This window comes from Variovorax paradoxus NBRC 15149, assembly GCF_001591365.1.
Classification (GTDB): domain Bacteria; phylum Pseudomonadota; class Gammaproteobacteria; order Burkholderiales; family Burkholderiaceae_C; genus Variovorax; species Variovorax paradoxus.
The window spans coordinates 480,669-506,282 of record NZ_BCUT01000007.1; the positions used below are offsets into that span (position 1 = coordinate 480,669).

The following is a 25,614-nucleotide window of genomic DNA, read 5'->3' on the forward strand; positions in this document are numbered from 1 at the left end:
AACAGGAGAAGACGTTGGCGAAACGAACCTTCCTCGACTTCGAGCAGCCCATTGCTGAACTCGAAACAAAGATCGAAGAACTGCGCTATGTACAGACCGAATCGGCGGTCGACATCTCGGAGGAAATCGACCAGCTCGGCAAGAAGAGCCAGCAGCTCACCAAGGACATCTACAGCGACCTGACGCCCTGGCAGATCACCAAGATCGCGCGGCATCCGGAGCGGCCCTACACGCTCGACTACGTCAACGAGATCTTCACCGACTTCGTCGAACTGCACGGCGACCGGCATTTTTCCGACGACCTCTCCATCGTGGGCGGCCTGGCGCGCTTCAACGGCACGCCCTGCATGGTGCTCGGCCACCAGAAGGGGCGCGACACCAAGGAGCGCACCGCGCGCAACTTCGGCATGAGCAAGCCCGAGGGCTACCGCAAGGCGCTGCGCCTCATGAAGACGGCCGAGAAGTTCAAGCTGCCGGTCTTCACCTTCGTCGATACGCCCGGCGCCTATCCGGGCATCGATGCCGAGGAGCGCGGCCAGTCCGAGGCCATCGGCCGCAACATCTACGAGATGGCGCAGCTCGAGGTGCCGATCATCGTCACCATCATCGGCGAAGGCGGCTCCGGCGGCGCGCTGGCCATCTCGGTGGGCGACCAGCTCGTGATGCTGCAGTATTCGATCTACTCGGTCATCAGCCCCGAAGGCTGCGCCTCCATTCTCTGGAAGACCAGCGACAAGGCGCAGGAAGCGGCCGATGCGCTCGGCATCACGGCGCACCGCCTGAAGGCGCTGGGCCTGGTCGACAAGATCGTGAACGAACCGGTCGGCGGGGCGCACCGCGACCACCGCCAGATGGCCGCTTTCCTCAAGCGCGCGCTCAACGACGCCTTCCGCCAGGTCAGCGACCTGAAGCCGAAGGAACTGCTCGAGCGCCGCTACGAGCGCCTGCAGAGCTACGGGCGCTTCAACGACACCAAGGCCGACACCGGCAGATAAACAAGCCAGCGCGCTGCTCCTTCCATGAACGAAGCCTTCGAACGCGCCATGGCCGCGTTCGAGCCGGCGCATCTGCCGCTGGCGGTGGGCTTCAGCGGCGGCGCGGATTCCACGGCGCTGCTTGCCGCTTGCGCCTCGGCCTGGCCCGGACAGGTTGTTGCCTTTCATGTGCACCACGGCCTGCAGGCCGCGGCCGATGATTTCGAGCGCCATTGCGCGGCCGTGTGCGAACGCCTCGGCGTGCCGCTCGCGGTGCACCGCGTGGACGCGCGCCATGCCCAGGGCGACAGCCCCGAAGATGCGGCGCGCCGCGCCCGCTACGACGCTTTTGCGGCCATGGCGCGCATGGATACGGCGCTTGGCGCTATCGAATCGATAGTCCTCGGGCACCATGCGGACGACCAGGTCGAAACCCTTTTTCTGGCGCTCTCCAGGGGCGCCGGCCTGCCGGGCCTCGCGGCCATGCCCGCGCATGCGCGGCGCAACGGGCTGGACATCTACCGCCCGCTGCTGGCGGTGCCCGGTGCCGACATCCGCGCGTGGCTCAAAAGCGTCGACCTGCCGTGGATCGAAGACCCGACCAACGAGGACGAGCGCTACACCCGCAACCGGATCCGCGCCGTGCTGCTGCCCGCGCTCGCGCGGACCTTCCCGCAGTTCCGCGCCACCTTCGCCCGCAGCATCGGCCATGCCGCGCAGGCGCAGGAACTGCTGGGCGAACTCGCGGCGCAGGACCTGGTCGTGGTGGGCAACCCGCCCCGCATCGCCGCGCTGCAGGCGCTTTCACGCGCGCGGCAGGCCAATGTGCTGCGGCACTGGCTGATGCAGGCGCACGGCTGCGCGCCCAGCGCGGCGCAGCTCGACCAGCTGCTGGACCAGGTCCGGGCCTGCACCACCCGCGGCCACCGGATCCACCTCAAGGTGGCCAATGGATTCGCCCAGCGCAGGGGCGACCTGCTGCATTGGTACAATTCCGGGCCCTCGCCCAAGGCTTCGCGCTGACGGCTTGCAGGGCGCCGCGCTGGCACTCGGAGGTGCAGCGGCGGCCCTTCCCATTTCTCTGAATTCATCCATGGCATTGATCGTTCACAAATACGGCGGTACGTCGATGGGCTCGACCGAGCGCATCAAGAATGTCGCCAAGCGCGTCGCCAAGTGGGCGCGCGCCGGCCACCAGATGATCGTGGTCCCGAGTGCCATGAGCGGCGAGACCAATCGCCTGCTCGGCCTGGCCAAGGAACTGGCGCCGAGCAAACCGAGCGACGCCCACGGGCGCGAACTCGACATGCTCGCCTCGACCGGCGAGCAGGCGTCGTCTGCGCTGCTGGCCATTGCGCTGCAGGCCGAGGGCATGCAGGCCGTGAGCTACGCGGGCTGGCAGGTGTCGGTGCGCACCGACAACTCCTACACCAAGGCGCGCATCGAGAGCATCGACGACGAGCGCGTGCGCGCCGACCTGGACGCCGGCAAGGTGGTGGTCATCACCGGCTTCCAGGGCGTGGACGACGAAGGCAACATCACCACGCTGGGCCGCGGCGGCAGCGACACCTCGGCCGTGGCCATTGCGGCCGCGATGAAGGCGCACGAGTGCCTGATCTACACCGACGTCGACGGCGTCTACACCACCGATCCGCGCGTGGAGCCCGATGCGCGCCGCCTCTCGACCGTGAGCTTCGAAGAGATGCTCGAGATGGCGAGCCTGGGCTCCAAGGTGCTGCAGATCCGCTCGGTGGAATTCGCCGGCAAGTACAAGGTGCCGCTGCGTGTGCTCTCGAGCTTCACGCCGTGGGACATCGACATCAATGAAGAGGCCAAGTCAGGCACGCTGATCACTTTCGAGGAAGACGAAAACATGGAACAAGCCGTCGTATCCGGCATCGCTTTCAACCGCGACGAAGCCAAGATCTCGGTGCTCGGCGTGCCCGACAAGCCGGGCATCGCGTATCACATCCTCGGTGCCGTGGCAGACGCCAACATCGAAGTCGACGTGATCATCCAGAACCTCAGCAAGGACGGCCGGACCGACTTCAGCTTCACGGTGCACCGCAACGAATATGCGAAGACGGTCGACCTGCTGCAGTCGAAGGTCATGCCCTCGCTGGGCGCGACCGAGATCGTGGGCGACACCAAGATCTGCAAGGTCAGCATCGTGGGCATCGGCATGCGCAGCCACGTGGGTGTTGCCAGCAAGATGTTCCGCGTGCTGAGCGAAGAGGGCATCAACATCCAGATGATTTCCACCAGCGAGATCAAGACCTCGGTCGTGATCGACGAAAAATACATGGAATTGGCCGTGCGCGCGCTGCACAAAGCCTTCGACCTGGACCAACCGGCCGCCTGATGGTGGCATAATCTCGGCTTCTTTCAGGAACTGTGACCGAGTGGCCGAAGGTGCTCCCCTGCTAAGGGAGTATGGGGTGTAGAGCCTCATCGAGGGTTCGAATCCCTCCGGTTCCGCCAGATAGCAAACAAAAACGCCCCTCACGGGGCGTTTTTCATTTGGGCGCTGCAACCGCAGCAGCCGCCCCCTGCAGCGGCCCCCGCGCGCCGTGACACATTGTCCCGCTCCTGGGACATCGCCAGCCTCCTGAACGCGCCCTGGCCCCGGTGTCCCCTCTGGGCGCATGGACGGAACGGCCCTTGCTATGACAAGCGAGTCCATGACCTCGCCTCATCGCACACCGCCGCCCATGATCTCCGCCGATCTCGCCATTGCTTCCAGGCTCGACCAGGGCGTTCGCACCGTGAGCGTGAGCGCGCCCGGGCGCCTGCACCTGGGCTTTCTGGACCCCTCGGGTTCGCTGGGACGCGCGTTCGGCAGCCTGGGGCTCGTGATCGACGGCTTCACCACCGACCTCGAACTGTCGGCGTCCGCGTCATCGGACCAGCTATCGGCCGACACGCCGGCCGGCGGGGCGGAGCTGGCCCGCGCGGCGGACTATCTGGCGGTGTTGAAGCAGCGCAGCGGCCGCCACGCGCCGCTGTCGCTGCGGCTGCGCCATGCGCTGCCGCCGCATGCGGGCTTCGGCTCGGGCACGCAGCTGGCGTCGGCGATCGGGCGGGCCTTTGCCGAATGGCATGGGCTCGATCTGGACACGGGCACGCTGGCGCACTGGCTCGGGCGCGGCCTGCGCTCCGGGATCGGCATTGCGGGTTTCGACAGCGGCGGCCTGCTGCTCGATGGCGGCCCGGGCGCCGACGGGCTGCCCGCACCGCTGCTGTCGCGCATCGAGTTTCCGGAGGAATGGCGCGTCATCGTGGTCCAGGACCCCACGCACAAGGGCCTGTCGGGCGGCGCGGAGAAGAAAGCCATTGCGGCCTTGCCGCCCCTGCCGCAAACGGCCGCGGCCGAGATCTGCCACCAGGTGCTGATGCGGGTGCTGCCCGGCGCCGCGCGCGCGGAGTTCGCGCCGTTTGCCGCGGGCATCAACCGCATGCAGCAGCTGCTCGGCGAGCACTTCGCGCCGGCGCAGGGTGGCATCTACACGAGCGCGGCGGTCGGCCGGCTGATGCACTGGTTCGCGGATGCGAGCCGCGGGCACGACGCGGCCATCGGCCAGAGCTCGTGGGGCCCCACCAGTTTTGCGATCGTGCCTTCGCACGTGCGGGCCGAGATGCTGGTCGATGCGGCACGTGCCTCCGGGCAGCTCGACCCGCGGCTGGAGCTGCGCATCGTCTCGGGCCGCAACCGCGGGGCGGTGGTGCGCGGCCGTGCCGCCGAATCGCGCAACCGCTGAATCCGCAGAGCACCCGCCCTCAACCTTCCACACATCAACATCAACCAACGCAGGCCCTCATGGAACGTCCCCGCATCCTCCACATGTTCACCCCCGGCCAACAGATGAGCCCGTTCGACATCAACATGGCAGCGGACGCCGGCTACCAGATCATCGTGCCGTACTGCGAAGTGGGCCTGGACCGCATCACCGGGCTGACGCAGGACACCATCTTCTCGCGCGGACCGAAGGGCGTGGCGCGCACCGGCATCTTCATCGGCGGGCGCGATGCGCAGCTGGCGGCCGACATGCTCGAGCGCGCGCGAACCTCGATGGTCAAGCCCTTCGTCGTCTCGGCAATGGCCGACCCGAGCGGTGCCTACACCACGGCCGCGGCCATGGTGGCCTGCGTCGAGGCCGCGCTCAAGCGCCACCATGGGCAGGGCCTGGAAGGCCAGCGCGTGGTGATCCTCGGCGGCACGGGGCCGGTGGGCCGCGTGGCGGGCGTGATCGCGGCAGGGGCCGGTGCCGAGGTGTACCTGTCCAGCCGCAACGGCATCGACGCGGCGCAGGAAGCGGCCGACGAAACCGGGCAGCGCTTCGGCGTGAAGCTGCACGGCCTCTCGGGCGGCGACCCCGACGCCGTGCGCCGCTCCATCGCCGATGCCGACGTGCTGCTGGCCTGCGCGGCCGCGGGCGTGCAGGTGGTCTCCCGCGAGGCACTCGGCGCCGCGACGCGGCTCAAGGTGGCGGCCGACGTGAATGCCGTGCCGCCCGAAGGCATTGCCGGCGTCGGCGTGATGGACGATGCCAAGCCATTGGCCGGCACGCAGGCCGTGGCCATCGGCGCGCTGGCGGTGGGCAACGTCAAGTACCAGACACAGCATCGGCTGCTGGTGCAGATGTGCGAGGCCGAAAAAGCGCAGGTGCTGAGCTTTCCCGAAGCCTTTGCGGTGGCCCGCGCGTTCCTGGTCGAGCAGGCCGGAAAGACGGCTTGAAGCCCGCGGGCACCATGCAGACGATCGCCGTTGCCGCCATCTCCGCGCGTGCCATGGCCGAGGCGGCGGCCAGCGAGGGCTTCAAGGTGATTGCGCTCGATCTGTTCGGCGATGTCGACACGCGCCGCGCGGCTTCGCGCTGGCTGCCGATTGGCGCACCCGGCAGTTTGCAGATCGATGCGGCCAGCGTGGTGGCTGCGCTGCGCACGCTCGCAAAGGACAGCGAACCGGTGCAGGGCTGGATTGCAGGCAGCGGCTTCGAGGGCGAGCCCGATCTGCTGGAAGAGGGCGCGGCCGTGCTGCCGCTGATCGGCACCGCGCCCGCGGCCGTGCGCCGCCTGCGCGATCCGGCGGCCTTCTTCGGCTTTCTTGCTGCGCAGGTCATCCCATTTCCGCAAGTGCTGCTGCAGCCGCCCGAGGACCCCGCGGGATGGCTCATGAAAGACGCGCACGGCTGCGGCGGCTGGCATGTGCGCCATGCGCCGTGGTCGATCGACGAGCCGCCGTCTTCGCACCACTACTTCCAGCGCGAAATGGCCGGGCTGCCGATGTCGGCCACTTTCATCGCCAATGGCCGCGATGTGCATGTGCTCGGCTTCAACGAGCAGACCGTGCGCCGCTTCGGCACGCGGCCCTTCGTGTTCTGCGGTGCCGTCGGGCCGGTGCCCGTGGCAGAGGACATCGCGCGCCGCGTGACGGCCATTGCGCGCGCTCTGGCCGTGGAGTTCGAACTGCGCGGCCTGTGCAGCCTCGACTTCATGCGCGACGGCGACGCCATCGGCGTGCTGGAGGTCAATCCGAGGCCACCGGCCAGCATGAGCCTCTATAAGGCGCGCGCCGGTTCACCGGGCGTGATGCAGGCGCATCTGCGTGCCTGCCTGCATGGCGAGCTGCCGCCGCCGGTGCCATCGGCTGCGCAAGAGGTCGAAGGCATCGAGATCGTCTTCGCACGGCAGCCGCTGCAGCTCGACGCGGCTGCGGCGCAGCGCCTGGCTGCATGGCCCGGCATCCACGACCTGCCCGAAGCCGGCCAGCGCTTCGACATCGACGACCCCGTGTGCACCCTGACCGCGAGCGGAAGCAGCGCGCAGCAGGTGCGCACCCGACTGAACGAAGGCCGCGAGCGGCTGCTGCAATCACTGGAGACCAAGGCATGAGCAACACTTCCCCGCCCGCGGCCGCGTCGGGCCTGAGCGTCAACCTGCTGGCCCGTCCGCTGGTCGAGCGCCTGCTGGCCGATGCCGATGCGCTCGGGCTGCAAGTGCGCCGCGACGAGAGCGGCGCGCGCATCGTCGATGCCGGCATCGAGGCGCGCGGCAGCGTGGCGGCCGGCCTGCAGATCGGCGGGATCTGCATGGGTGGGCTGGGGCATGTGAACCTGCGCAGCGGCGCCGCCGCCGAGGGCTGGCCCACGTGGCTCGACGTGCGCAGTTCGCAGCCGGTGCTGGCCTGCCTTGGCAGCCAGTACGCCGGCTGGAGCCTCTCGGCCACCAAGGAAGAGACCGGCGGCAAGAAGTTCTTCTCGCTCGGCTCGGGGCCGGCGCGCGCGCTGGCGGTCAAGGAAAAACTCTTTGCCGAACTGGGCTACCGCGACCATGCACCCTGCGGCGTGCTGGTGCTGGAAGTCGATCGCGCGCCGCCGAAGATCGTGATCGACAAGCTGCTGCGCGATTGCGGCCTGGCTGCCGAAGCGCTGACCCTGATCCTCACGCCCACCACCAGCCTCGCAGGCACCACGCAGGTGGTGGCGCGCGTGCTCGAGGTGGCGCTGCACAAGGCGCACGAGCTGGGCTTTGCGCTCGCCAACATCGTCGAGGGCGCCGGCACCGCGCCGCTGCCGTCGCCGAGCGCCGATGGCGTCGAGGCCATGGGCCGCACCAACGACGCCATCCTCTACGGCGGCCGCGTGCACCTGACGGTCCGCGGCGACGACACCGCGGCACGCGAGCTGGCCCGTGCGCTGCCCTCGCGCAATTCGCGCGACCACGGGCGCTCGTTCGCCGAGATCTTCAAGGAGGTCGAGTACGACTTCTACAAGATCGATGGCGCCTTGTTCGCGCCGGCCGAGGTGTGGGTCAGCAACATCGACAGCGGCAACACCTGGCACGGCGGCGCGACCGACATGGCGCTGCTGCAGCGCCTGTGGCTGCAGGAGGCCTGACCATGCGTGTGGTGATCATGACGGACGAGATCGGCTGGCACACGCGCCAGCTGCAGGCCGCGCTGCGCGCACGCGGCGCGGTGGGGCGCTGCGTCGACCTGGCCGACTGCAACATCGACACCACTGCCGCATGGCATGGCCTGGTCATTCCCGGCTACGGCCGCGAGCTGCCCGATGCGGTGCTGGTGCGCGGCATCGCCGGCGGAAGCTTCGAGCAGGTCACCAAGCGGCTGGGCGTGCTGCATGCGCTGCGCGAACTCGGCGTGCCGGTCTACAACGACGCGCGCGCCATCGAGCGCACGGTCGACAAGTCGATGACCAGCCTGCTGCTGCATGCCGCGCGCATTCCCGCGCCTGCCACCTGGGCCACCGAGTCGGCGGCCCAGGCGCGGCGCATCGCCATGCGCGAGATGGCCGCGGGCCACGCGCTGGTGCTCAAGCCTTTGTTCGGTTCGCAGGGCAAGAACCTCCAGCTGGTGGGCGAGGTCGACGGCGTCCATCATCCGATGCCCGACATCGATGCGCGCTACGCGGGTCTGGCCTATCTGCAGCGCTTCGTGCCGCCCATGGCTTCGCCGGGCTTCGACTGGCGCGTGATGGTGGTGGGCGGACGCGCCGTCACCGCGATGCGGCGCGTCAGCATGCACTGGATCCACAACGTGGCCCAGGGCGCGCGCTGCGAGCCGGCCGTGCTGGAGCCCGCGCTCGCGCAACTGGCCGAAGGCGCGGCGCAGGCGCTCGACATGGACTACGCGGGCGTGGACCTCATCGCGGCGGCCAGCGGGCCGAAGATCCAGGTGCTCGAGGTCAATGGCGTGGCCGCCTGGCAGGGGCTGCAGCGCGTGACGGGCTTCAACATTGCGCGCGCCATCGTCGACGACCTGCTCGACCGCAAGCTCGCGCAGGCGCGCCGCCTCGTGCAGCAGAACCTGCCGCCGCCGGAGCGCCGCGCCTGATGATGACGACGAACGCGCGGCAGGCGGCCATCGAGCGTGCACGGGCCTGCTTCCTGCGCGCCTGCTGGCTCGACGTGGCCGTGCGCAAGCCAGGCAACGTGAGCCAGGCTTCGCCAGGCCACGGCATGCAGGCCTCGATGTTCATTGCCAGCGCCGAGGCCGCGGCCGGTGCGCTGTTCGAGCCCGGCTTGCGCGTCGGCGCGCGCATCGAGGCGGCCGTGGCGGCCACCTGGGCGGTGGCGGGGTGCAACACCAACCTCGGCATCCTGCTGCTGTGCGCGCCCATCGCGCTCGCGGTGGAGCAGCACCCGCAGGCCGCAACCCCCGCGGCCTTGCGCGCGGCCGTGGCGTCGGTGCTGGCCGCGCTCGACATCGACGATGCGCGCGCCGCCTACCGCGCGATTGCGCAGGCGCATCCCGGAGGCCTGGGCACCGCGCCGGCCGAGGACGTGCGCGATGCGCCCAGCGTCGACCTGCGTGCCGCCATGGCGCTTGCCGCCGACCGTGACCTCATCGCGCGCCAGTACCGCGACGGGTTCGCGGACTTGTTCGCGCTGGCGTTCCAGCAACCGATGCAACCGGCGGGCTGGGGCGAGGCGCCGGCCGATGCCGGTGCACCGCCCGATACCGTCACTGTGGCTTTCGTCCAACGGCTTTACCTGGCCTGTCTGAGCGCCTTTCCTGATTCACACATTGTTCGAAAACACGGCGAGCGCGTGGCACAGACTGTCATGACGGCGGCGCAGGCCTGGCAGGAGCGTGCCGGCGCGGGCGTGGCGCTCGACGCCGACCCCGGCTTCGCCGCTTGGGACTTTTCCCTCAAGGCCGCAGGCGTCAACCCCGGGACCAGCGCCGATTTCACCGTGGCGGCGCTGCTGCTTTCGGGCTGGATCCGCTCGTGCGCGGCGCCCGCGCGCGAGGCAGCCAATGGATGGCACGGATCGTGATACCCATGGCTTTGCGCTGGTCTTCCTGACCGGTGTCGTATTGACCCTAAACACCTTGGACCTCTGAGAGGAGACTCGAAACCATGGCAAAAATCGATCGACTGATGGTGGGCGAATCGCTCGTTGGCGACGGCAACGAAGTAGCCCATATCGACCTGATCATCGGACCGCGCGGCAGCGCTGCCGAGACCGCCTTCGCGAACGCGTTGACGAACAACAAGGACGGCTTCACTTCGCTGCTCGCAGTCGTGGCTCCCAACCTGCTGACCAAGCCGGCCACCGTGATGTTCAACAAAGTGACCATCAAGGGCGCCAAGCAGGCGGTGCAGATGTTCGGGCCGGCGCAGCGCGCCGTGGCGCTGGCGGTGGCCGACAGCGTCGAGGATGGCACCATCCCCATGGCGGAGGCGGACAACCTGTTCATCTGCGTCGGCGTGTTCATCCACTGGCTTGCCGACGACGACAAGAAGATCCAGGACTACAACTACCAGGCCACCCGCGAAGCCATCCAGCGCGCCGTGGCCGGCTCGCCGACCGCCGCGGAAGTGGTCGACAAGAAGGGCACGACGGCACACCCGTTCGCAGCCCATCTTTGAGCCTCTGAGCCGCAAGAACAAAAGCCGACGCGGTTCACGCGTCGGCTTTTTTATCTTCGGAGGTTCAGTGCTTGGCGGGCACCATGCCGCTCGCAAGAAAGTTCAGCACGGTCGCGCCGTGCCCCAGCTTCGAGGCGCGATGCGTGGGCGCGTGGCGGTCGATCTGCACCCCCACCGCCTGCACATCGTCGAACTTGCGCGGCTTCACGACCTTCACGCGGACCCAGCTGGCACCGAATTCGTCGATGAGGATGTCGGCAATGGCCTCTGCAAAGGCCTCGAGCAGTTGCAGCCGGTGCTCGGCCATGAGCCGCACCAGCCGCTCGCGCACCATGCCGTAGTCGATGGTGTCGCCGATGCGGTCGGTGTCGCACGCGCGCGCGCGGGGTACGCCGGCGTGCACATCGATCAAGAGGGGCTGCGGATGATGCAGCTCGGAGTCGTGGATGCCGATCACCGTCTGGCCGCTGAAGCCCTCGATGAAGATCAGGTCCATGGGCGCGGCTGCCTCGGCCGCGTCGGGCGATGCGTTCGAGGCAGGCGAGGCATTCGAAGAAGAAAGGCGGGCGACGGAAGGACGCGGGCTGGTGTTCAAGTGGTGTCTCCAGTGATCGAATGTGTTTGAAAGTGTGTCTGGCGGCATGCAAGCCCACCCCAGCGAGATTCGTCAACGCAAAATGCAGGCCAGAGACCGGACCCGCTCCGGCATTGCCAGTGCTTGGTGTTTCACCGGGTGCGCGGCAAGCCGGCAGGCACAACAATGGGCCGAACAAGGAGACACGATGGAACGCGCCGGAGAACTCCAATGACATTGACGCTGAGGCAAGGCGATCGACACGCTGACCGTGTGCTCGACGTGGTGAGGCGGGGCTTTCATGAAGAGGGCAATGACCTGGTCACGCGCTCCTGGAGCCGCTGCCTGAACCAGTACCAGCTCGATCCCGGCCGCCCGCGCGAACCGGTGGTCATTGCATCGTCGGCGCTGCAGAGCCGGCGCAACCAGCATGCCGACGTCATCGAGTGCGCGCGCTACGAGATGACCACGCTCTACCAGCAGCTCGCGGATGCCGAATCCGCCGTGGTGCTGACCGATACCGACGGCGTGATCGTGCACATGGTGTCCTCGCCGGAGTTCGCCGCCGAAGCGGAGCCCATGGGCCTGCGCGCCGGCGGCATGTGGGGCGAGGCCGAGGCCGGCACCAATGGCATGGGCACCTGCCTGGCCGCGGCGCATCCGATCTCCGTGCGGCGCGAAGAGCATTTCTTCAGCCACTTCACGCAGCTCACGTGTTCGGCGGTGCCGGTGTTCGATCCGTCCGGCGAGATCATCGCCGTGCTCGACGTGACCAGCCGCTCCAGCCTCATGCAGCAGCACGTGCTGGTGCTCTTGGGCATGACGGCGCGCATGATCGAGAACCGGCTCATCGACAAGCGCTTCTCGAATGCGCATCCGCTGCACTTCCACAGCCGGCCCGAATTCGTCTACACGCTGCATGAAGGCAAGCTCGCGGTCGGCGACGACGGGCGCATTCTTGCGGCCAACCGCAGCGCCTTGTTCCAGCTCGGCCTGCAGTCAATGGACGAAATCCGCACGCAGCGCATCGACGATCTGTTCCAGACCTCGCTCGAGGACATCGTCCAGCGCAGCCTTTCTTCTTCATTCCATCCGGTGGTGGCCTACCGCGCCAATGCGGCGCTGCGTTTCTTCGCGGTGGCGCGGCGGCCGGCTTCGGACGCCGCCACGCCGGCGCGTGCGCGCGTGGCCGGCGCGGCAGGCACGGCATCGATGGTGGCCGAGACGGGCGCCGACGCTTTCCGTGCGCCGCTGCGGCCGGCGGCCGCGCGTGCGCCGAGCGTTCGCACCTTCAAGGACGCGCGGCTCGTGGCCCATCTGGACACCGCGCGGCGCGTGGTCGCGCGCCGGACCCCGGTGCTGCTGTGCGGCGAAACCGGTTCGGGCAAGGAAGTGTTCGCGCGCGCGATCCACGAGAGCAGCCCGCATGCCGAGGGCGCCTTCGTCGCGGTCAATTGCGCGAGCCTGCCCGAGACGCTGATCGAATCCGAGCTCTTCGGCTACAAGGCCGGCGCCTTCACCGGTGCGCAGCGCAGCGGGCGGCGCGGCAAGATCCTGCAGGCCGATGGCGGCACGCTGTTCCTCGACGAAATCGCCGACATGCCGCTGGAGCTGCAGGCCCGGCTGCTGCGCGTGCTCGACGAGCGCCAGGTCACGCCGCTGGGCACCGAGGACACCCATCCGGTGGACTTCCAGCTCGTGAGCGCGAGCCACCAGCACCTGCCGAGCCTGGTGCGCGAAGGCCGCTTCCGCGAAGACCTCTACTACCGCCTGGCCGGCATCGAACTCGACCTGCCCGCGCTGCGCGACCGCAGCGACAAGCGCGACCTGATCCACGACGTGCTCAAGGACGAAGGCGGCAACGACAGCCGGCTCGGCGAAGAGGCCGAGCGCCTGCTCATGGCCTATTCATGGCCCGGCAACCTGCGGCAGCTGCGCCACGTGCTGCGCAGCGCCGCCGCGCTGGCCGACGGCAAGACCATCACGCGGGAGCACCTGCCTTCGCTGGCCGTGCGCACGGCACCTTCGCCATTGCCCGCGCTGGCCCATGCGGCAGTGTCCGAACCGTCCGATGCGGCCGCGGACGCGGCGCCGTCCGATGCGGCACCGGCCATCAAGCAACTCAACCCGATCCAGGCCAACGAGCGGCAGGTGCTGCTGCAGATGCTCGAGCAGCATCGCTGGAACGTGAGCAACGTCGCCAAGGCGCTCGATGTCAGCCGCAACACCCTGTACCGAAAACTCCACAAGCTTCACATCGAGATCTCTCCACCCGATTGAGCCTGAGGGCTCGCAGACATGACGAACGGGGAGCCGGCGGGCACGGGCAAGATCGATCCACGCGGCGCCGCGCTGGCGGCCGAAGACGGCGAAGCGCCGCTGCCGGCATCGCCGCCGCGCTCGCGGCTGGCCTGGTGCGTCACGGGTTCGGGCCATTTCCTCGAGGAATCGCTCGCCATTGCGGCGCGGCTGCCTTCGGTCGACCTGTTCCTCTCGGCCGCAGCTGAAGAGGTGCTGCCGATCTACAAGCTGCAGATCGAGGCGCTCAGGCCGCGTTTTCGCGTGTTCCGCGACAAGACGGCCAGCGGCGTGCCGGTGGGCATGCTCTACGACGATGTCTATCACACGGTGGTGGTGGCGCCGGCCACCAGCAATACGGTGGCCAAGTGCGCATTCGGCATCAGCGACTCGCTGCCGACGAACATGTTTGCGCAGGCCGGCAAGCTCGGCATTCCTGGCATCGTGTTTGCATGCGATACGGAACCGGTGGTGGTGACCAAGTCGCCGCATGACTGGGTCACGCTGCGCCCGCGGCGCATCGAACTGGACAACGTGGAGCGGCTGCGCGGCATCGACTTTTGCCAGGTGGTCTGTTCACCGGCCCAATTGGAGACCGCGCTCGACACGCGCCTGAAGGAACTTTCTCTCGCATGGAACACATCGTCTTCCTGACCGGGCGCCTCGCCCAAGCCAGCCTCACGCGGGTGCTGGCCGGGATCGAGGCGGCACCGTTCACATGGGAAGTGCGCGAGATCGGCCTGCAGGTGGCGGCGCTGATGACGGCCGACATGATCCGCCGCCGCGTCGCGGCCCCGGTGTTCAGCGAGGGCGAAGGCGAGGGCGCCGCGCCACGCCGCGCCGACCGCATCATGGTGCCGGGCCGCTGCCGCGGCGACGTCGAGGCGCTGAGCCTTCACTTCGGCGTTCCGGTGGAGCGCGGCCCGCAGGAGCTGAAAGACCTGCCGCGCCACTTCAACCGCAGCGCGCGCGCGGTCGACCTGGACGACTACGAGGTCGCGATCTTTGCCGAGATCGTCGACGCGCCGCGGCTGTCGGTGGCGCAGATCGTCGAGCGCGCGCAGCAGCTCGCGGCCGACGGTGCCAATGTCATCGACCTGGGCTGCCTGCCCGAGACGCGCTTCGACCACCTGGCCGAGAGCGTGCAGGCGCTGAAGGCCGCGGGCTTCCAGGTCAGCGTCGATTCGAGCGACACACAGGAGCTGCTGCTCGGCGGAAAGGCCGGCGCCGACTACCTGCTGAGCCTCACGCTCGACACGCTGTGGATCGCCGACGAGGTCGCGGCCACGCCGGTGCTGATACCGCGCGTTCCGGCCGACGAAGCGTCGCTGTACGAAGCCGTCGAGCAGATGCAGCGGCGCGGCCGTGCCTTCCTGGCCGATTCGATCCTCGACCCGATACCCTTCGGCCTGACCGCCTCCATCGTGCGCTACCACCGGCTGCGCGAGCGCTTCCCCGATGCGCCGATCATGCTCGGCGTGGGCAACCTCACCGAGCTCACCGAGGCCGACACCAGCGGCATCAACGCGGTGCTGTTCGGCATTGCCGCCGAGCTGAACGTGGCGGCGGTGCTGACCACGCAGGTGAGCCAGCATGCGCGCCGCGCGGTGAGCGAGGCCGACTGGGCGCGCCGCATCATGCATGCCGCGGCGCGCAACGCCACCTTGCCCAAGGGCATGAGCGATGCGCTGATGACGGTGCACGCCAAGCATCCGTTCCCCGACACGCCCGAGGAGATCGGCGAGATCGCCTCGCAGGTGCGCGACCCCAACTTTCGCGTGCAGATTTCGCCGCTCGGCCTGCACGTGTACAACCGCGACGGCATGCGGCTCGCGCAGGGCGCCTTCGAACTCTGGCCGCAGCTCCAGCTGCAGGACGATGCCGACCATGCGTTCTACATGGGCGTGGAGCTGGCGCGCGCCGAGATCGCCTGGCAGCTCGGCAAGCGCTACGTGCAGGACCAGCCGCTCGACTGGGGCTGCGCCGCGCCGCGCGCCACCGAAGATCTCGCGCGCTGGTGCGCGCCGGGAACTACCATGAAGACATCGAAGAAGAACAGCGCGGCCGAGGCCGATGCCACCAGCAGCAGCACCACCACCGCGCCATCCCCCTCATGAACGACCAGATCTTCGAAGCCGTGGTGACCACCGCGGCCCCCGGCGGCAAGCCGCACGTGGCGCCGATGGGCATCCGCTACCAGGAGGGCGGCATCCTGCTGATGCCGTTCAAGCCCTCGACCACGCATGACAACATCGTGGCCACCGGCCATGCGGTGCTCAACATCGTCTGCGACACCCGCGTGTTCGCGGGCTGCGTGACGGGCCGCAAGCTGTGGCCCACGTTGCCGGCCGAGCGCATCGAAGGCGTGCGGCTCGCTTCTGCACTGCGCCACGTCGAACTCGAACTGGCCGAGCAGCGCGACGACGTGCAGCGGCCGGTGCTGCGCATGGTGGCCGTGCACGAGGCCACGCATGCGCCGTTTGCCGGCTTCAACCGCGCGCAGGCCGCGGTGATCGAAGGGGCAGTGCTGGTCAGCCGGCTGCACATGCTCCCCCCCGAGAAAGTGGAAACCGAAATGACCTACCTGCAGATCGCGATCGACAAGACCGCCGGCCCCGAGGAACGCGAGGCCTGGGAGTGGCTGCGCGCCGCGGTCGCGCAGCACCGCGCCGCCGACCGGGAGCGCACATCATGACGATGCGGATGCTGGTGAGCGTACGCAGCGTGGAGGAGGCCCTGCTCGCTGCCCGCGGCGGCGCCGACTTCATCGACCTGAAGGAGCCCAACGAAGGCGCGCTGGGCGGCCTGCCGGTGGCAACCATCGGCGCCATCGTGAGTGCGCTGCGCCGGCACGGCATCGGCCTGCCCGTGAGCGCGACGATCGGCGACCTGCCGATGCATGCGCTGGACGCGATCCTCGCGCAGGTGGATGCGGTGGGTGCCTGCGGCGTCGACTACGTGAAGGTCGGCATCGAGCGTGGGCCCGAGGCCTTGGCGGTGCTGGATGCGCTCGCGGCCTGCCACTGGCCGGTGGTGCCGGTCTTCATCGGCGACCACGGGCTCGATGCCGCGCTGACCGCGCATGCCTGCACGCTCGGCTTTCCCGGGCTCATGGTCGACACCGCCGACAAAGAGGCCGGCAGCCTGTTCGATGCCGTGCCGATGGCCGATCTGCGTGCCTTCCTCGCCCAGGTGCGCGCCGCGGGGCAAATGGCTGGCGTGGCGGGCGCGCTGCGCACGGCGCATGTTCCGCTGCTGCAATCGTTGGCGCCGGATTTCGCGGGGTTTCGCAGCGCCGTTTGCGTGGGCGACCGCAAGGCGGCCCTGAGCCCGGAGCGGCTTGCGGCACTGGCCGCGCTGCTGCACGGCGAGGCGGTGGAGCCTGTAGCGGTCTGAACTTTTTTTGTGAGCCGGCGCAAGGCCCGCTCAGCGCGGGGCGAAGGTCGCCTCGCCCAGCAGCAGCGCACGCATGGTCGCGAGCTGGTTCTTGTGGAGCAGGGTGATCGGAAACGCCGCATCGCCGGAGCGTTCGGCAAACTGCTGGTCGACCACGCCGGCATCGCCGAGCTCATTGAGCGTCATCTGCGGATCGATGGTGCACGACTTCACCAGCACCAGCTGCTCGGCATTGAGATGCTTGGCGAGGTCGAGCGCGATGGTGTCGGACGTGGCGTCCCAGCTGGTGCGGCCGTCCGGCTTGTCGCGCCGCAGTTCGAGCGGCAGCCACAGCGCGGTTTTTCCGCGCCGCAGCAGCTCGGGGATTTCGGTCTTGCGCGCGGCCAGCTGCAGCGCCGGGTTCAGCGCATGCAGCTGGTAGGCCGTCTGCGCCATGGCGAGCACCGCCATGTTGTGGGCGGCCAGGTCGTTGAACTGCCAGTGCGCCTGCACGCGCCGCACTTCGTCTGCAAAGGTGCCGCCGCCGCAGACCACCGTGACGCGGCCGCCGCCGATCTGCGTGAGCAGATCGAGCCACTGCGGCAGCACCGGGTCGGCACAGAGGCTGCCGCCAATCTTGACCACCCACATCAGTCGTGCTCCCTTTCGAACAGCGCGGCCACCGCCACGCTCGGTGCGCACACCTGCGCCCAGCCGGCGGTGCCCGCGGGCGCATGGCGGGCGACGTTTGCCACCTCACTGCCATAGGCGGCAAAGCGGCGCGGCACGGCTTGCGAAGCTTCGCCCGCCGCAGCGACGGCGGCCAGGCCGGGCACCAGGAAGGCGCCGCATCCTGCGCTCACCACCATGGCATCGCGCGAGAGCGCATGCGCCGCCAGCACGCGGCGCAACTGCGCATCGATGGCCTCGACCTGCGCCGCGCGCCAGGCACGTGCGAGCTCCAGCCATTCTTCAGCGGATGCATCGCGCTCGTCCAGCCCCACCATGCGCGCAAGGCGCTGGCGCGTGGCCGGCAGGCTCTTGGCTGCGTTGTCGGCGCTGGGGTGCAGGTCGTGCGCCGGGTCGAGCTCGCCGCACAGGCGATAGACGTCGGCCGTGGTCGCGAAGAACTCGTTCATCACATGCCTTGCCTGGCCGCGCCATTCGATGCGCTGGGTCAACGCGCACACCGGCGTGCGCACCACGCCGTGGTAGGCGAGCTCGCCGGTCACCAGGCGTTCGGCGTCGGTGCGGCTGGTGGTCAGCACGCGCTGGTTGCCGAAGGCGATCAGGTCGGTGGTGGTGCTGCCGATGTCGACCAGCACGCCTTCGGGGAACACGAGCGCGGCATGCCGAGCGGTCGCGAGCCAGTTGGCCGAGGCGATGTGCTCCCAGTGCCGCGCGACATCGGCCGCCGTGCACCAGCCCGCATCGCCGGCAAAGAAATGCAGCGCGCCCGGCCGCGTGGGCAGCGCGGCCGCCAGTGCCGCGGCGATGCCGCGCACGCCGGCTTCGCGGTCGGGAAACAGGTCGACCATCTCGCCCGTCATGGTGACGGCATGCTGCGCGGACGCAAGCACGGGCCAGCGCGTGCCCGCGGCCTGCAGCGCACGCGCCAGATGGTCGAGGCCCTGCCAGAGCGGACAGCCCCACTGCGCCACGTCGACCACCTCGCCGCCTTGCAGCAGGCAGGCCTTGACATGGGCGCCGCCGATGTCCCAGCCGATGGTGGTGCGTTCAGGCGACGGCACGCGCAAGTTCCCGTTCTTGATGAGTGCCGCCGCCGTGCAGGCGGTCCGCCAGCAGCTCCGCCGCGAGGTTGCGGCCCAGCGCCGCCGAGAGCCCGACATAGGCGCAGGTGACGCGCGGATTGACTTCGATCACGACTGGCCCGTGCTGCGGATGCCAGACCAGGTCGATGCCCGCGAAGCCGCGCAGCCCGGGGATGGCGCGTGCCACCTGCATGGCGAGCGCGGCCAGGTCATGCCGGCGCGGGTCGCCGCGGCCCACCGCATCGACGTTCACGCCATCGAAAGACAGCCTGCCGTGCGCATCGATCGAAATGCATTGGCGGTTGATGCTCAGCATTTCGGCATTCTGCTCCGTGCACAGCAGCGAGAGGCTCAGGGCTTCGCCCTCGATCCAGGGCTCGAGCGTCAAGGTGGCGCCGGCCTGCGTGCGCGTGGCCTGGTCGTCGAGCGCGTCGGCGTGGCGGGCGTGCACATGGGTGGCCACGCCGCCGGCGCCATCGTCGGGCTTGACCACCCAGCGCGCGATGTCGGGCGCATCGGCAAAGGCCAGCGGCGTCTGCACGGCGTGGGCGGCCAGGTGCGCGAGCGTGGCCTTCTTGCCGGCCGTGAGCTCGATGGCCTCGGCACTGCAGCCGAGCCAGCGCGCATCGCCCACCGTGCGCTGGAAGCGCGCGAGCAGGCCGTCCGTCTCGGGCGCCACGAGCCACACCAGGTCGTGCAGCGCGCTCTGCCGCGCGACGAAGTCGAAAGCCGATTCGTTGGCGTGGGGCCGCAGTGGCACGGCTCCTGCAGGCAGGGTGTTCCCCGGTTCGCAGACCGCCGCGGAAACCGAACAATCGGCGGCGCGCACCAGGTCCGCCACCATGGCATCGCGCATCGACAGGCCCAGCGGCAGCAGCTCGTCGGCTGCGGCGTCGTCGCCGTAGTCGCTCCATCCGCCGCCGCTGAGATACTCGTAAATAAAAACGCGTTGGGTCATTTCATCATCCACTTTCCGGGCTCTTCCCCATCTTTTCCATGACTTCCGAACTGAACCTGATCCCTGTCGTCGACCTGCTGAAGGGCCAGGTGGTGCGGGCCGTGCGCGGCGACCGCAAGGCCTACCGGCCGATCGTGTCGGCGCTGTGCGCCAGCAGCGATCCGGTGACGGTGGCGCGCATCCTGTGCGAACACTGCGCGGCGCGCCAGCTGTACGTGGCCGACCTCGACGCCCTGCAGGGCGGGGCGGTGCAGACCGGTGTGCTGGCCGATCTGCTGCAGGCGCTGCCGGGCATCGAGCTGTGGCTGGATGCCGGCTTGGCGGATGCATCGGCCGGCCAGGCGCTGCGCGAACAGCTGGCGCCTTACGCGCCCCGCATCGTGCTGGTGTTCGGCAGCGAATCGCTGCGTTCGCGCGAGGCGCTGGCGCGCTGTTTCGAGGCCACGGCCGCTGATGGCGCCGGCGACCCCGGGGCGGCGCTGTCGCTGGACCGGCGCGATGGCCAGCGGCTCGATGCTGCCGGCTGCTGGGACGCGGTGGAACTGTGGCCGAAGCGGCTGATCGTGATGACGCTGGAGCGCGTCGGCTCCGGCGCCGGCCCGGACCTCGAAACGCTGCAGGAGGTGAGGCGCCTGGCGCCGGGCGCCATGGTGATTGGTGCCGGCGGCATCCGCAGCGAGGACGACCTGGCGCGCGCGAGTGCGGCCGGCGCCGATGCCTGGCTGGTGGCCAGCGCGCTGCACGACCTGCAATTGCCACGCGTGCGCCGCTGATCTGCCGAAGCCGGTGCGACGAGGGTGGGTGAGGCGTGCCATCAGCCCGCTGTACACACGAACCGTGCCATCCACCGGCGGGCTCGCTTGCACTGCCGCCGGCCCCTGCCGGCACGCATTGACCGCCAAAAGCGCAACACTCTGTCTCACTTCGTGTGTGTCAACAGGGCGCCGTCCCAAGGCGCGGCGGCCCTTCGGGTGAATGGCACATGGCTTGCGTGGTGGCCTGCCCATGAATCAACCCGACACTGCCGCGCCGCCCGGCAATGCCCCCTGGACCTGCCCCTTTTGCCCCCTGCTGTGCGACACCTTCGGCGTGGAGGTGGGCACGCCGCTCAAGCTCGTGGGCAGCGACTGCCCGCGCGCGCGCAAGGCGCTCGCCAACTTCGATGCCGCAGCCGGCGCGGCGCAGCCCCGGGCCGGCGGCCAGGACTGCGACCTGGACACGGCGATCGGCAAGGCCGCCTCGCTGCTCGCGGCCAGCCGCCAGCCCCTGTTCGGCGGCCTCGGCACCGACGTCGCGGGGGCCCGGGCGCTCTATGCGTTGGCCTGCGAAACCGGCGCCATCTGCGACCCGGCCCAGGGGCAGGCGCTGATGCATGGCCTGCGCGCGCTGCAGGACCGCGGCGGCTTCAGCACCACGCTGGCGGAAGCAAGGACGCGGGCCGACCTGGTCGTCTGCATGACCGAGGAGCCCACGGCGCACTACCCGGAGTTCTTCCGCCGCATCGGCGTGGGGGAGCGGGAAGGCGTGGCCGTGGAAACGCTGCCGCTGCACGGCGACCTGTTCGACACCGTGGCGCTGCTCGCGGCGCTCGTAGCGGGCCGTGTTTCGAAAGACGATGCCCGCGTGCCGGCCGACCTGGCGGCGCTTTCGGCGCGGCTGCAGGCGGCGCGCTATGCGGTGCTGGTGTATGAATCGGGCCGGCTGCCGGCGCAGGGCGCGCTGATCGTCGAGGCGATCCAGCGCATCGTCGCCACGCTCAACCGCAGCACGCGCGCGGCCTCGCTGCCGCTGGGCGGCGGCGATGGCGCCTCCACCGTGAACCAGGTGTTCGCCTGGCTCTCGGGCCTGCCGCTGCGTTCGCGCGCCGGGCCGCTGGGCCTGGAGCATGAGCCGCTGTGCTTCGACGCGCAGCGCCTGCTGGCCGATGGCGCGGCCGACACGCTGCTGTGGGTGTCGAGCTACGGCCCCGAGCCCGCGCCGCCCGCTGCAGGCGTGCCGCGCGTCGTGCTCGGCCATCCGGCAATGCGCGCGGCTCAGGATGCGCACGAGCTGGTGTTCATTCCCGTGTCCACACCCGGCATCGGCTCCGCGGGCCATCTGTTCCGCACCGACGGTTCGGTGCTGCTGCCGCTGCGGCCCGTGTACGAGGACGGGCTGCCGAGCGTGGCCGAGGTGGTCCGGCGCCTGACGCAGGCGGTGCAGGCGCTGAAGAAGGGGCGCGTGCAATGACGGCGACACTGCGCCTGCGCGGCGGCCGCGTCATCGATCCCGCGAACGGCCGCGACGAGGTGCGCGACCTGTACGTGCGCGATGGCCGCATGGTCGAGCTTGCACCGAACGAAGCCGCCACTGAGGAGATCGACATCGGCGGCTGCATTGTGATGGCCGGCGGCATCGACATGCACACCCACATCGGCGGCGGCAAGGTCAACCTCGCGCGCATGCTGCTGCCCGAAGACCACCGGGCCAACGCGAACCCCATTGCGCTGCCCGACAACGTGCTCGAGCTGGCCTCGTGCGGCACCTGCACGCCGGGCACGCTGGCCACCGGCTACCGCTATGTCGAGATGGGCTACACGGCGGCCTTCGAGCCGGCCATGATGGCCTGCAACGCGCGCCACGCGCACATGGAGATGGGCGACACGCCGATCCTCGACCACGGCGCCTACGTGATGCTCGGCAACGACGAGCTGTTCTTGCGCATGCTGGCCGAGGGCTGGGACTTCGAGCGTATCCGCGACTATGCGGGCTGGACCATCAACGCCAGCAAGGCGATGGGCGTGAAGGTGGTGAACCCGGGCGGCATCTCGGCCTTCAAGTTCAACCAGCGCAAGCTCGACGTCGACGAGAACCACGTGCACTGGCAGGTCACGCCGCGGCAGGTGGTGCACACGCTGGCGCGCGCGCTGCGCGAGCTTGGCGTGCCGCATCCGCTGCACATCCACGGCAGCAACCTGGGCGTGGCCGGCAACATCCAGTCCACGCTCGACACCATCGCCGCGCTCGACGGCCTGCCCGGGCACCTGACGCACATCCAGTTCCACGCCTATGGCACCGAGGGGCCGAAGAAGTTCTCCTCGGCCGCGCTGCAGCTCGCGGAGGTGGTGAACGCCAACAAGAACGTCAGCATCGACGTCGGCCAGATCATGTTCGGCCAGACCGTCACGGCCTCGGGCGACACCATGCGCCAGCATGCGCAGTCGGGCCTGGCCGATCCGCGCAAGTGGATCGGCGCCGACATCGAGTGCGAGGCCGGCTGCGGCGTGGTGCCGTTCCGCTACCGCGAGCAGAGCTACGTGAATGCGCTGCAGTGGGTCATCGGGCTGGAGATCTTCTTGCTGGTCGACGACCCATGGCGCGTGGTGCTGACCACCGACCACCCCAACGGCGGCCCGTTCACGAGCTATCCGCACCTGATTCGCCTGTTGATGGACCGCAGCTTCCGCGAGGAGCAGCTCGCCAAGCTGCATCCCGAAGTGGCGGCGCAGTCCGCGCTGCGCTCGATCACGCGCGAGCTCTCGCTCTACGAGATCGCGATCATGACCCGCGCCGGCCCCGCGCGGCTGCTGGGCCTGCGCGACCGCGGCCATCTGGGCGCGGGCGCCGCGGCCGACATTGCGGTGTACCGCGAGAACGCCGACCGCGAGGCCATGTTCGCGACGCCCGAATACGTGTTCAAGGACGGCATGCTGGTCTCGCGCGCCGGCCGCGTCACGGCGGCGCCGGTGGGCGGCACGCACTTCGTCGCGCCGGACTACGACCGCGGCATCGAGAAGCGGCTGCGCCGGCATCTTGCGGCGCAGGGTTCGGTCAACTTCGACCACATCGCCATCGGCCACAACGAGCTGTGCCAATGCTGCAACGGCGGGCGCCTGCTGCCGGCCGAGTGCTTCAAGGAGTCGTCGTCGTGAAGGCCCTGGAGCGCAACGGCGTCGTCATCGATGAAACCTTTGCCGAGGCCTTTCCGATGAAGGCCACGCGCATCCTCATCACGGCGCACAACATGGCGTGGGCGCGCCATGCGGCGGTGTCGGCCACCGGCTTCGCGACCTCGGTGATCGCCTGCGGCTGCGAGGCCGGCATCGAGCGCGAGATATTGCCGGACGAATCGCCCGACGGCCGGCCCGGCGTGAGCGTGCTGATCTTCTCGATGTCAGGCAAGGAGCTCGGCAAGCAGCTCGAGCGCCGCGTCGGCCAGTGCGTGCTGACCTGTCCGACCACCGCGGTGTTCGCGGGCCTGCCGCGCGGCGCACCGGGCAGCGACGTGGCCGCGCTCGGCAGGAACCTGCGCTTCTTCGGCGACGGCTGGCAGATATCGAAGGTGATCGATGGCGTGCGCTACTGGCGCGTGCCGGTGATGGACGGTGAGTTCGTCGCGCAGGAAGACACGCCCGTGGTGAAGGCCGTGGGCGGCGGCAACCTGCTGCTGCTGGCGCAGGGCACCGATGCCGCGCTGGCCGCCGCCGAGGCCGCGGTGGCGGCAATGAAGCGGCTGCCCAACGTGGTGATGCCGTTTCCGGGCGGCGTGGTGCGATCGGGCTCGAAGGTCGGCAGCCGCTATGCGAACCTCAACGCCTCGACCAACGATGCCTTCTGCCCCAGCCTCGTCGGGCTGGTGGCGCACAGCGAACTGGCGGGCGGAACTTCCGCACAGGAGATCGGCTGCGTGATGGAGATCGTGATCGACGGCCTGACCGAGGCCGACGTGGGCGCCGCCATGCGCGTGGGCATGGAAGCGGCCATTGCCATCGGACCGGCGGGCGGCCTGCTGCGCATTTCGGCCGGCAACTACGGCGGCAAGCTGGGGCCGTTCCATTTCCACCTGCACAAGCTGCTGGGCGCGGCGGGAGACGCGCCATGAGCGGTTGGCACTTCAGGCTGCGGCAGGCGCCCGCGCTGCGCGTCGATCTGCGCGGCATCACGCCGGCCGCGCTCGCGGAACTCTCGGCTGCGCAGGTCGGGCAGCTGCGCGTGGGCCATGGCAACGCGATGCTGGCGCTGGCCGAGCTGTTCGATGTTGCGCCCGGGACGGAGGAGGGCATGCTTCGCTTCGAAGGCGATCTCGGGCGCTTCGACCGCATCGGCTGGCAGATGGACGGCGGGCGCATCCGCGTCGAGGGCGATGCGGGCCACTATGCCGGCGGCTGCATGCGCGGCGGCGCGCTGCAGATCGATGGCAGTGCCGGCCTGCTGGCCGCCTGCGAAATGGCTGGCGGCAGCATCGACGTGAAGGGCGACGTCGGCGACTTCGCGGCCAGCACCTTGCCCGGCAGCATGGACGGCATGCGCGGCGGCACCCTCGTGGTCCATGGCCAGGCGGGCGAGCGCTTCGGCGACCGCATGCGCCGCGGGTCCGCGATTGTCCATGGCGACGCGGGCGCGTTCCTGGGCTCGCGCATGGTGGCGGGCACGATCGCCGTCGGCGGCAAGGCCGGCGCGCATGCGGGCTATGGCATGCGCCGCGGCAGCATCGTTTTTGCAGCGGCGGGCGCGAGGCTGCCGGCGGGCATCGAGGCGGCGTTGACCTTTGTGCCGAACCGCACCGCAACGCCGGCGTTCTGGGCCCTGCTCGCGCGGGATCTGGCGCGCCACGGCGGAGCTTTTGCGGCCTTGCCCGCACGCCGCATCGAACGCCACCTGGGTGATCTTTCAGCCGATGGCAAGGGCGAACTCATCGTGTGCCCGTGACCCGTCCCGGCCCTTTTTTTTCAAACCACTCCTGAATTCCTTTCCATGACGCATCCCTATCTTTTCCACGCCGGCGAAGCCACCGTCCTTGCCAAGGAAGGCCAGTTCACCGACGCCATGCCCGAGATCCTGATCGGCGCGACCGATGGCCCCGTGGGCCAGGCCTTTGCCAACATGATGGCGCAGAGCAAGGGCCACACCGCGATGTTTGCCATCCGCGCCTGCAACCAGCTCGTGCGGCCCGCGACCATCATGGTGCCCAAGGTCACGCTGAAGGACGCGGCCAACATCGACCTGTTCGGCGGCGTGGTGCAGAGCGCAACCGCCGATGCGGTGGTCGACTGCCTGATCGATGGCATCATTCCCCGGGAACATGCCAACTCGCTGTGCATCATCAGCCTGGTGTGGATCGATCCGCGCTGCGCCAAGGACCAGAACCTCGACAAGAAAGACATGTACCGCACCAACTACGAAGCCACCAAGCTCGCGATCCGGCGCGCGCTGAACAACGAGCCGTCGGTGGACGAGCTGATTGCCAACCGCCACCGCATCAAGCACGACATGGACGACTGGAGCTGAC

At 69.3% G+C, this 25,614-nt stretch carries 25 protein-coding genes and 1 tRNA gene; 22 read left to right on the top strand and 4 right to left on the bottom strand.

All coding sequences use genetic code 11. The features are described from left to right. The first annotated feature begins 14 nt into the window (after window positions 1-14). From VPA02S_RS27820 to fae (VPA02S_RS27870), 11 genes are all read left to right on the top strand, one after another. On the top strand, window positions 15-995 hold the full coding sequence (locus tag VPA02S_RS27820; RefSeq protein WP_012748187.1) for an acetyl-CoA carboxylase carboxyltransferase subunit alpha: 981 nt from the start codon (window positions 15-17) through the stop codon (window positions 993-995). Between the two features lie 24 nt (window positions 996-1,019). After that, window positions 1,020-1,997, top strand: a complete 978-nt coding sequence (tilS, locus tag VPA02S_RS27825; RefSeq protein WP_018904607.1) for a tRNA lysidine(34) synthetase TilS — start codon at window positions 1,020-1,022, stop codon at window positions 1,995-1,997. Between the two features lie 70 nt (window positions 1,998-2,067). Then, window positions 2,068-3,336, top strand: a complete 1,269-nt coding sequence (locus VPA02S_RS27830) for an aspartate kinase (protein ID WP_018904606.1) — start codon at window positions 2,068-2,070, stop codon at window positions 3,334-3,336. 26 nt (window positions 3,337-3,362) lie between these two features. Further along, window positions 3,363-3,455 (top strand) — tRNA-Ser (locus VPA02S_RS27835). 230 nt (window positions 3,456-3,685) lie between these two features. Continuing rightward, window positions 3,686-4,732: a beta-ribofuranosylaminobenzene 5'-phosphate synthase family protein gene (locus VPA02S_RS27840; protein ID WP_012748184.1), complete on the top strand. Its 1,047-nt coding sequence runs from the start codon at window positions 3,686-3,688 to the stop codon at window positions 4,730-4,732. Window positions 4,733-4,791: 59 nt separating this feature from the next. Next, entirely contained in the window at window positions 4,792-5,709 is a 918-nt protein-coding gene (locus VPA02S_RS27845; protein WP_026284001.1) for an NAD(P)-dependent methylenetetrahydromethanopterin dehydrogenase, read from the top strand. Window positions 5,710-5,723: 14 nt separating this feature from the next. Further along, window positions 5,724-6,866, top strand: a complete 1,143-nt coding sequence (locus tag VPA02S_RS27850; protein WP_038107181.1) for an ATP-grasp domain-containing protein — start codon at window positions 5,724-5,726, stop codon at window positions 6,864-6,866. Further along, window positions 6,863-7,870: a methenyltetrahydromethanopterin cyclohydrolase gene (gene mch / locus VPA02S_RS27855; protein ID WP_018904603.1), complete on the top strand. Its 1,008-nt coding sequence runs from the start codon at window positions 6,863-6,865 to the stop codon at window positions 7,868-7,870. Before VPA02S_RS27850 ends, mch begins: the two co-directional genes overlap by 4 nt. A 2-nt stretch (window positions 7,871-7,872) precedes the next feature. Continuing rightward, a complete protein-coding gene (locus VPA02S_RS27860) occupies window positions 7,873-8,826 on the top strand; it encodes an ATP-grasp domain-containing protein (protein ID WP_018904602.1) in 954 nt (317 codons plus the stop codon). After that, the gene (locus VPA02S_RS27865) at window positions 8,826-9,773 is read left to right on the top strand and encodes a triphosphoribosyl-dephospho-CoA synthase (protein WP_018904601.1); all 948 of its coding nucleotides are present in this window, start codon (window positions 8,826-8,828) and stop codon (window positions 9,771-9,773) included. The genes VPA02S_RS27860 and VPA02S_RS27865 overlap by 1 nt, the downstream gene beginning before the upstream one ends. 83 nt (window positions 9,774-9,856) lie before the next feature. Beyond that, window positions 9,857-10,369 carry a formaldehyde-activating enzyme gene (gene fae / locus VPA02S_RS27870; RefSeq protein WP_012748178.1) on the top strand — a complete coding sequence of 171 codons (513 nt, stop codon included), beginning with the start codon at window positions 9,857-9,859 and terminating at the stop codon, window positions 10,367-10,369. Between the two features lie 64 nt (window positions 10,370-10,433). On the opposite strand, the gene VPA02S_RS27875 is transcribed toward fae (VPA02S_RS27870), so the two are convergent. Then, window positions 10,434-10,865 carry a dihydroneopterin aldolase gene (locus tag VPA02S_RS27875; RefSeq protein ID WP_018904599.1) on the bottom strand — a complete coding sequence of 144 codons (432 nt, stop codon included), beginning with the start codon at window positions 10,863-10,865 and terminating at the stop codon, window positions 10,434-10,436. Between the two features lie 309 nt (window positions 10,866-11,174). Here VPA02S_RS27875 and VPA02S_RS27880 point away from each other — a divergent pair, with 309 nt between their 5' ends. Genes VPA02S_RS27880 through VPA02S_RS27900 form a run of 5 tightly spaced genes read left to right on the top strand, consistent with a single transcriptional unit; the run spans window position 11,175 to window position 16,637 of the window. Continuing rightward, complete coding sequence (locus tag VPA02S_RS27880; protein ID WP_018904597.1) at window positions 11,175-13,223, top strand: sigma-54-dependent Fis family transcriptional regulator; 2,049 nt, start codon at window positions 11,175-11,177, stop codon at window positions 13,221-13,223. Between the two features lie 18 nt (window positions 13,224-13,241). Beyond that, a complete protein-coding gene (locus VPA02S_RS27885) occupies window positions 13,242-13,895 on the top strand; it encodes a flavoprotein (protein ID WP_012748175.1) in 654 nt (217 codons plus the stop codon). Beyond that, window positions 13,874-15,358: a DUF6513 domain-containing protein gene (locus tag VPA02S_RS27890; RefSeq protein ID WP_018904596.1), complete on the top strand. Its 1,485-nt coding sequence runs from the start codon at window positions 13,874-13,876 to the stop codon at window positions 15,356-15,358. The genes VPA02S_RS27885 and VPA02S_RS27890 overlap by 22 nt, the downstream gene beginning before the upstream one ends. Then, window positions 15,355-15,936 (top strand): DUF447 domain-containing protein, encoded by a 582-nt coding sequence (locus VPA02S_RS27895; protein ID WP_018904595.1) that lies wholly within the window; start codon window positions 15,355-15,357, stop codon window positions 15,934-15,936. Before VPA02S_RS27890 ends, VPA02S_RS27895 begins: the two co-directional genes overlap by 4 nt. Then, the gene (locus VPA02S_RS27900) at window positions 15,933-16,637 is read left to right on the top strand and encodes a (5-formylfuran-3-yl)methyl phosphate synthase (RefSeq protein ID WP_018904594.1); all 705 of its coding nucleotides are present in this window, start codon (window positions 15,933-15,935) and stop codon (window positions 16,635-16,637) included. The genes VPA02S_RS27895 and VPA02S_RS27900 overlap by 4 nt, the downstream gene beginning before the upstream one ends. 30 nt (window positions 16,638-16,667) lie before the next feature. On the opposite strand, the gene VPA02S_RS27905 is transcribed toward VPA02S_RS27900, so the two are convergent. Genes VPA02S_RS27905 through VPA02S_RS27915 form a run of 3 tightly spaced genes read right to left on the bottom strand, consistent with a single transcriptional unit; the run spans window position 16,668 to window position 19,346 of the window. Beyond that, the gene (locus VPA02S_RS27905) at window positions 16,668-17,267 is read right to left on the bottom strand and encodes an amino acid kinase family protein (RefSeq protein ID WP_018904593.1); all 600 of its coding nucleotides are present in this window, start codon (window positions 17,265-17,267) and stop codon (window positions 16,668-16,670) included. Further along, window positions 17,267-18,367: a hydantoinase/oxoprolinase family protein gene (locus VPA02S_RS27910; RefSeq protein ID WP_155247832.1), complete on the bottom strand. Its 1,101-nt coding sequence runs from the start codon at window positions 18,365-18,367 to the stop codon at window positions 17,267-17,269. The genes VPA02S_RS27905 and VPA02S_RS27910 overlap by 1 nt, the downstream gene beginning before the upstream one ends. Further along, window positions 18,354-19,346, bottom strand: coding sequence for an ATP-grasp domain-containing protein (locus VPA02S_RS27915; protein ID WP_018904591.1), 993 nt, complete (start codon window positions 19,344-19,346; stop codon window positions 18,354-18,356). Before VPA02S_RS27915 ends, VPA02S_RS27910 begins: the two co-directional genes overlap by 14 nt. A 38-nt stretch (window positions 19,347-19,384) precedes the next feature. Here VPA02S_RS27915 and VPA02S_RS27920 point away from each other — a divergent pair, with 38 nt between their 5' ends. The 6 genes from VPA02S_RS27920 (at window position 19,385) to fae (VPA02S_RS27945) (ending at window position 25,613) form a co-directional block, all read left to right on the top strand. After that, window positions 19,385-20,119 carry a HisA/HisF-related TIM barrel protein gene (locus VPA02S_RS27920; RefSeq protein WP_018904590.1) on the top strand — a complete coding sequence of 245 codons (735 nt, stop codon included), beginning with the start codon at window positions 19,385-19,387 and terminating at the stop codon, window positions 20,117-20,119. A 232-nt stretch (window positions 20,120-20,351) separates the two neighbouring features. Continuing rightward, window positions 20,352-21,575 (top strand): molybdopterin-binding domain-containing protein, encoded by a 1,224-nt coding sequence (locus VPA02S_RS27925; protein WP_018904589.1) that lies wholly within the window; start codon window positions 20,352-20,354, stop codon window positions 21,573-21,575. After that, window positions 21,572-23,257, top strand: coding sequence for a formylmethanofuran dehydrogenase subunit A (locus tag VPA02S_RS27930; protein WP_018904588.1), 1,686 nt, complete (start codon window positions 21,572-21,574; stop codon window positions 23,255-23,257). Before VPA02S_RS27925 ends, VPA02S_RS27930 begins: the two co-directional genes overlap by 4 nt. Continuing rightward, complete coding sequence (gene fhcD / locus VPA02S_RS27935) at window positions 23,254-24,207, top strand: formylmethanofuran--tetrahydromethanopterin N-formyltransferase (protein ID WP_018904587.1); 954 nt, start codon at window positions 23,254-23,256, stop codon at window positions 24,205-24,207. The genes VPA02S_RS27930 and fhcD overlap by 4 nt, the downstream gene beginning before the upstream one ends. Then, a complete protein-coding gene (locus VPA02S_RS27940; protein ID WP_018904586.1) occupies window positions 24,204-25,034 on the top strand; it encodes a formylmethanofuran dehydrogenase subunit C in 831 nt (276 codons plus the stop codon). The genes fhcD and VPA02S_RS27940 overlap by 4 nt, the downstream gene beginning before the upstream one ends. Before the next feature lie 45 nt (window positions 25,035-25,079). After that, on the top strand, window positions 25,080-25,613 hold the full coding sequence (gene fae, locus VPA02S_RS27945; protein ID WP_012748162.1) for a formaldehyde-activating enzyme: 534 nt from the start codon (window positions 25,080-25,082) through the stop codon (window positions 25,611-25,613). Window position 25,614: the final 1 nt, after the last annotated feature.

Bases quoted from the DNA above. Each gene is read 5' to 3' on its own strand.
- tilS (WP_018904607.1), top strand. From the start codon at position 1,020: ATGAACGAAGCCTTCGAACGCGCCATGGCCGCGTTCGAGCCGGCGCAT.
- VPA02S_RS27830 (WP_018904606.1), top strand. From the start codon at position 2,068: ATGGCATTGATCGTTCACAAATACGGCGGTACGTCGATGGGCTCGACC.
- VPA02S_RS27840 (WP_012748184.1), top strand. From the start codon at position 3,686: ATGATCTCCGCCGATCTCGCCATTGCTTCCAGGCTCGACCAGGGCGTT.
- VPA02S_RS27845 (WP_026284001.1), top strand. From the start codon at position 4,792: ATGGAACGTCCCCGCATCCTCCACATGTTCACCCCCGGCCAACAGATG.
- VPA02S_RS27850 (WP_038107181.1), top strand. From the start codon at position 5,724: ATGCAGACGATCGCCGTTGCCGCCATCTCCGCGCGTGCCATGGCCGAG.
- mch (WP_018904603.1), top strand. From the start codon at position 6,863: ATGAGCAACACTTCCCCGCCCGCGGCCGCGTCGGGCCTGAGCGTCAAC.
- VPA02S_RS27860 (WP_018904602.1), top strand. From the start codon at position 7,873: ATGCGTGTGGTGATCATGACGGACGAGATCGGCTGGCACACGCGCCAG.
- VPA02S_RS27865 (WP_018904601.1), top strand. From the start codon at position 8,826: ATGATGACGACGAACGCGCGGCAGGCGGCCATCGAGCGTGCACGGGCC.
- fae (WP_012748178.1), top strand. From the start codon at position 9,857: ATGGCAAAAATCGATCGACTGATGGTGGGCGAATCGCTCGTTGGCGAC.
- VPA02S_RS27875 (WP_018904599.1), bottom strand. From the start codon at position 10,865: ATGGACCTGATCTTCATCGAGGGCTTCAGCGGCCAGACGGTGATCGGC.
- VPA02S_RS27880 (WP_018904597.1), top strand. From the start codon at position 11,175: ATGACATTGACGCTGAGGCAAGGCGATCGACACGCTGACCGTGTGCTC.
- VPA02S_RS27885 (WP_012748175.1), top strand. From the start codon at position 13,242: ATGACGAACGGGGAGCCGGCGGGCACGGGCAAGATCGATCCACGCGGC.
- VPA02S_RS27890 (WP_018904596.1), top strand. From the start codon at position 13,874: ATGGAACACATCGTCTTCCTGACCGGGCGCCTCGCCCAAGCCAGCCTC.
- VPA02S_RS27895 (WP_018904595.1), top strand. From the start codon at position 15,355: ATGAACGACCAGATCTTCGAAGCCGTGGTGACCACCGCGGCCCCCGGC.
- VPA02S_RS27900 (WP_018904594.1), top strand. From the start codon at position 15,933: ATGACGATGCGGATGCTGGTGAGCGTACGCAGCGTGGAGGAGGCCCTG.
- VPA02S_RS27905 (WP_018904593.1), bottom strand. From the start codon at position 17,267: ATGTGGGTGGTCAAGATTGGCGGCAGCCTCTGTGCCGACCCGGTGCTG.
- VPA02S_RS27915 (WP_018904591.1), bottom strand. From the start codon at position 19,346: ATGACCCAACGCGTTTTTATTTACGAGTATCTCAGCGGCGGCGGATGG.
- VPA02S_RS27920 (WP_018904590.1), top strand. From the start codon at position 19,385: ATGACTTCCGAACTGAACCTGATCCCTGTCGTCGACCTGCTGAAGGGC.
- VPA02S_RS27925 (WP_018904589.1), top strand. From the start codon at position 20,352: ATGAATCAACCCGACACTGCCGCGCCGCCCGGCAATGCCCCCTGGACC.
- VPA02S_RS27930 (WP_018904588.1), top strand. From the start codon at position 21,572: ATGACGGCGACACTGCGCCTGCGCGGCGGCCGCGTCATCGATCCCGCG.
- VPA02S_RS27940 (WP_018904586.1), top strand. From the start codon at position 24,204: ATGAGCGGTTGGCACTTCAGGCTGCGGCAGGCGCCCGCGCTGCGCGTC.
- fae (WP_012748162.1), top strand. From the start codon at position 25,080: ATGACGCATCCCTATCTTTTCCACGCCGGCGAAGCCACCGTCCTTGCC.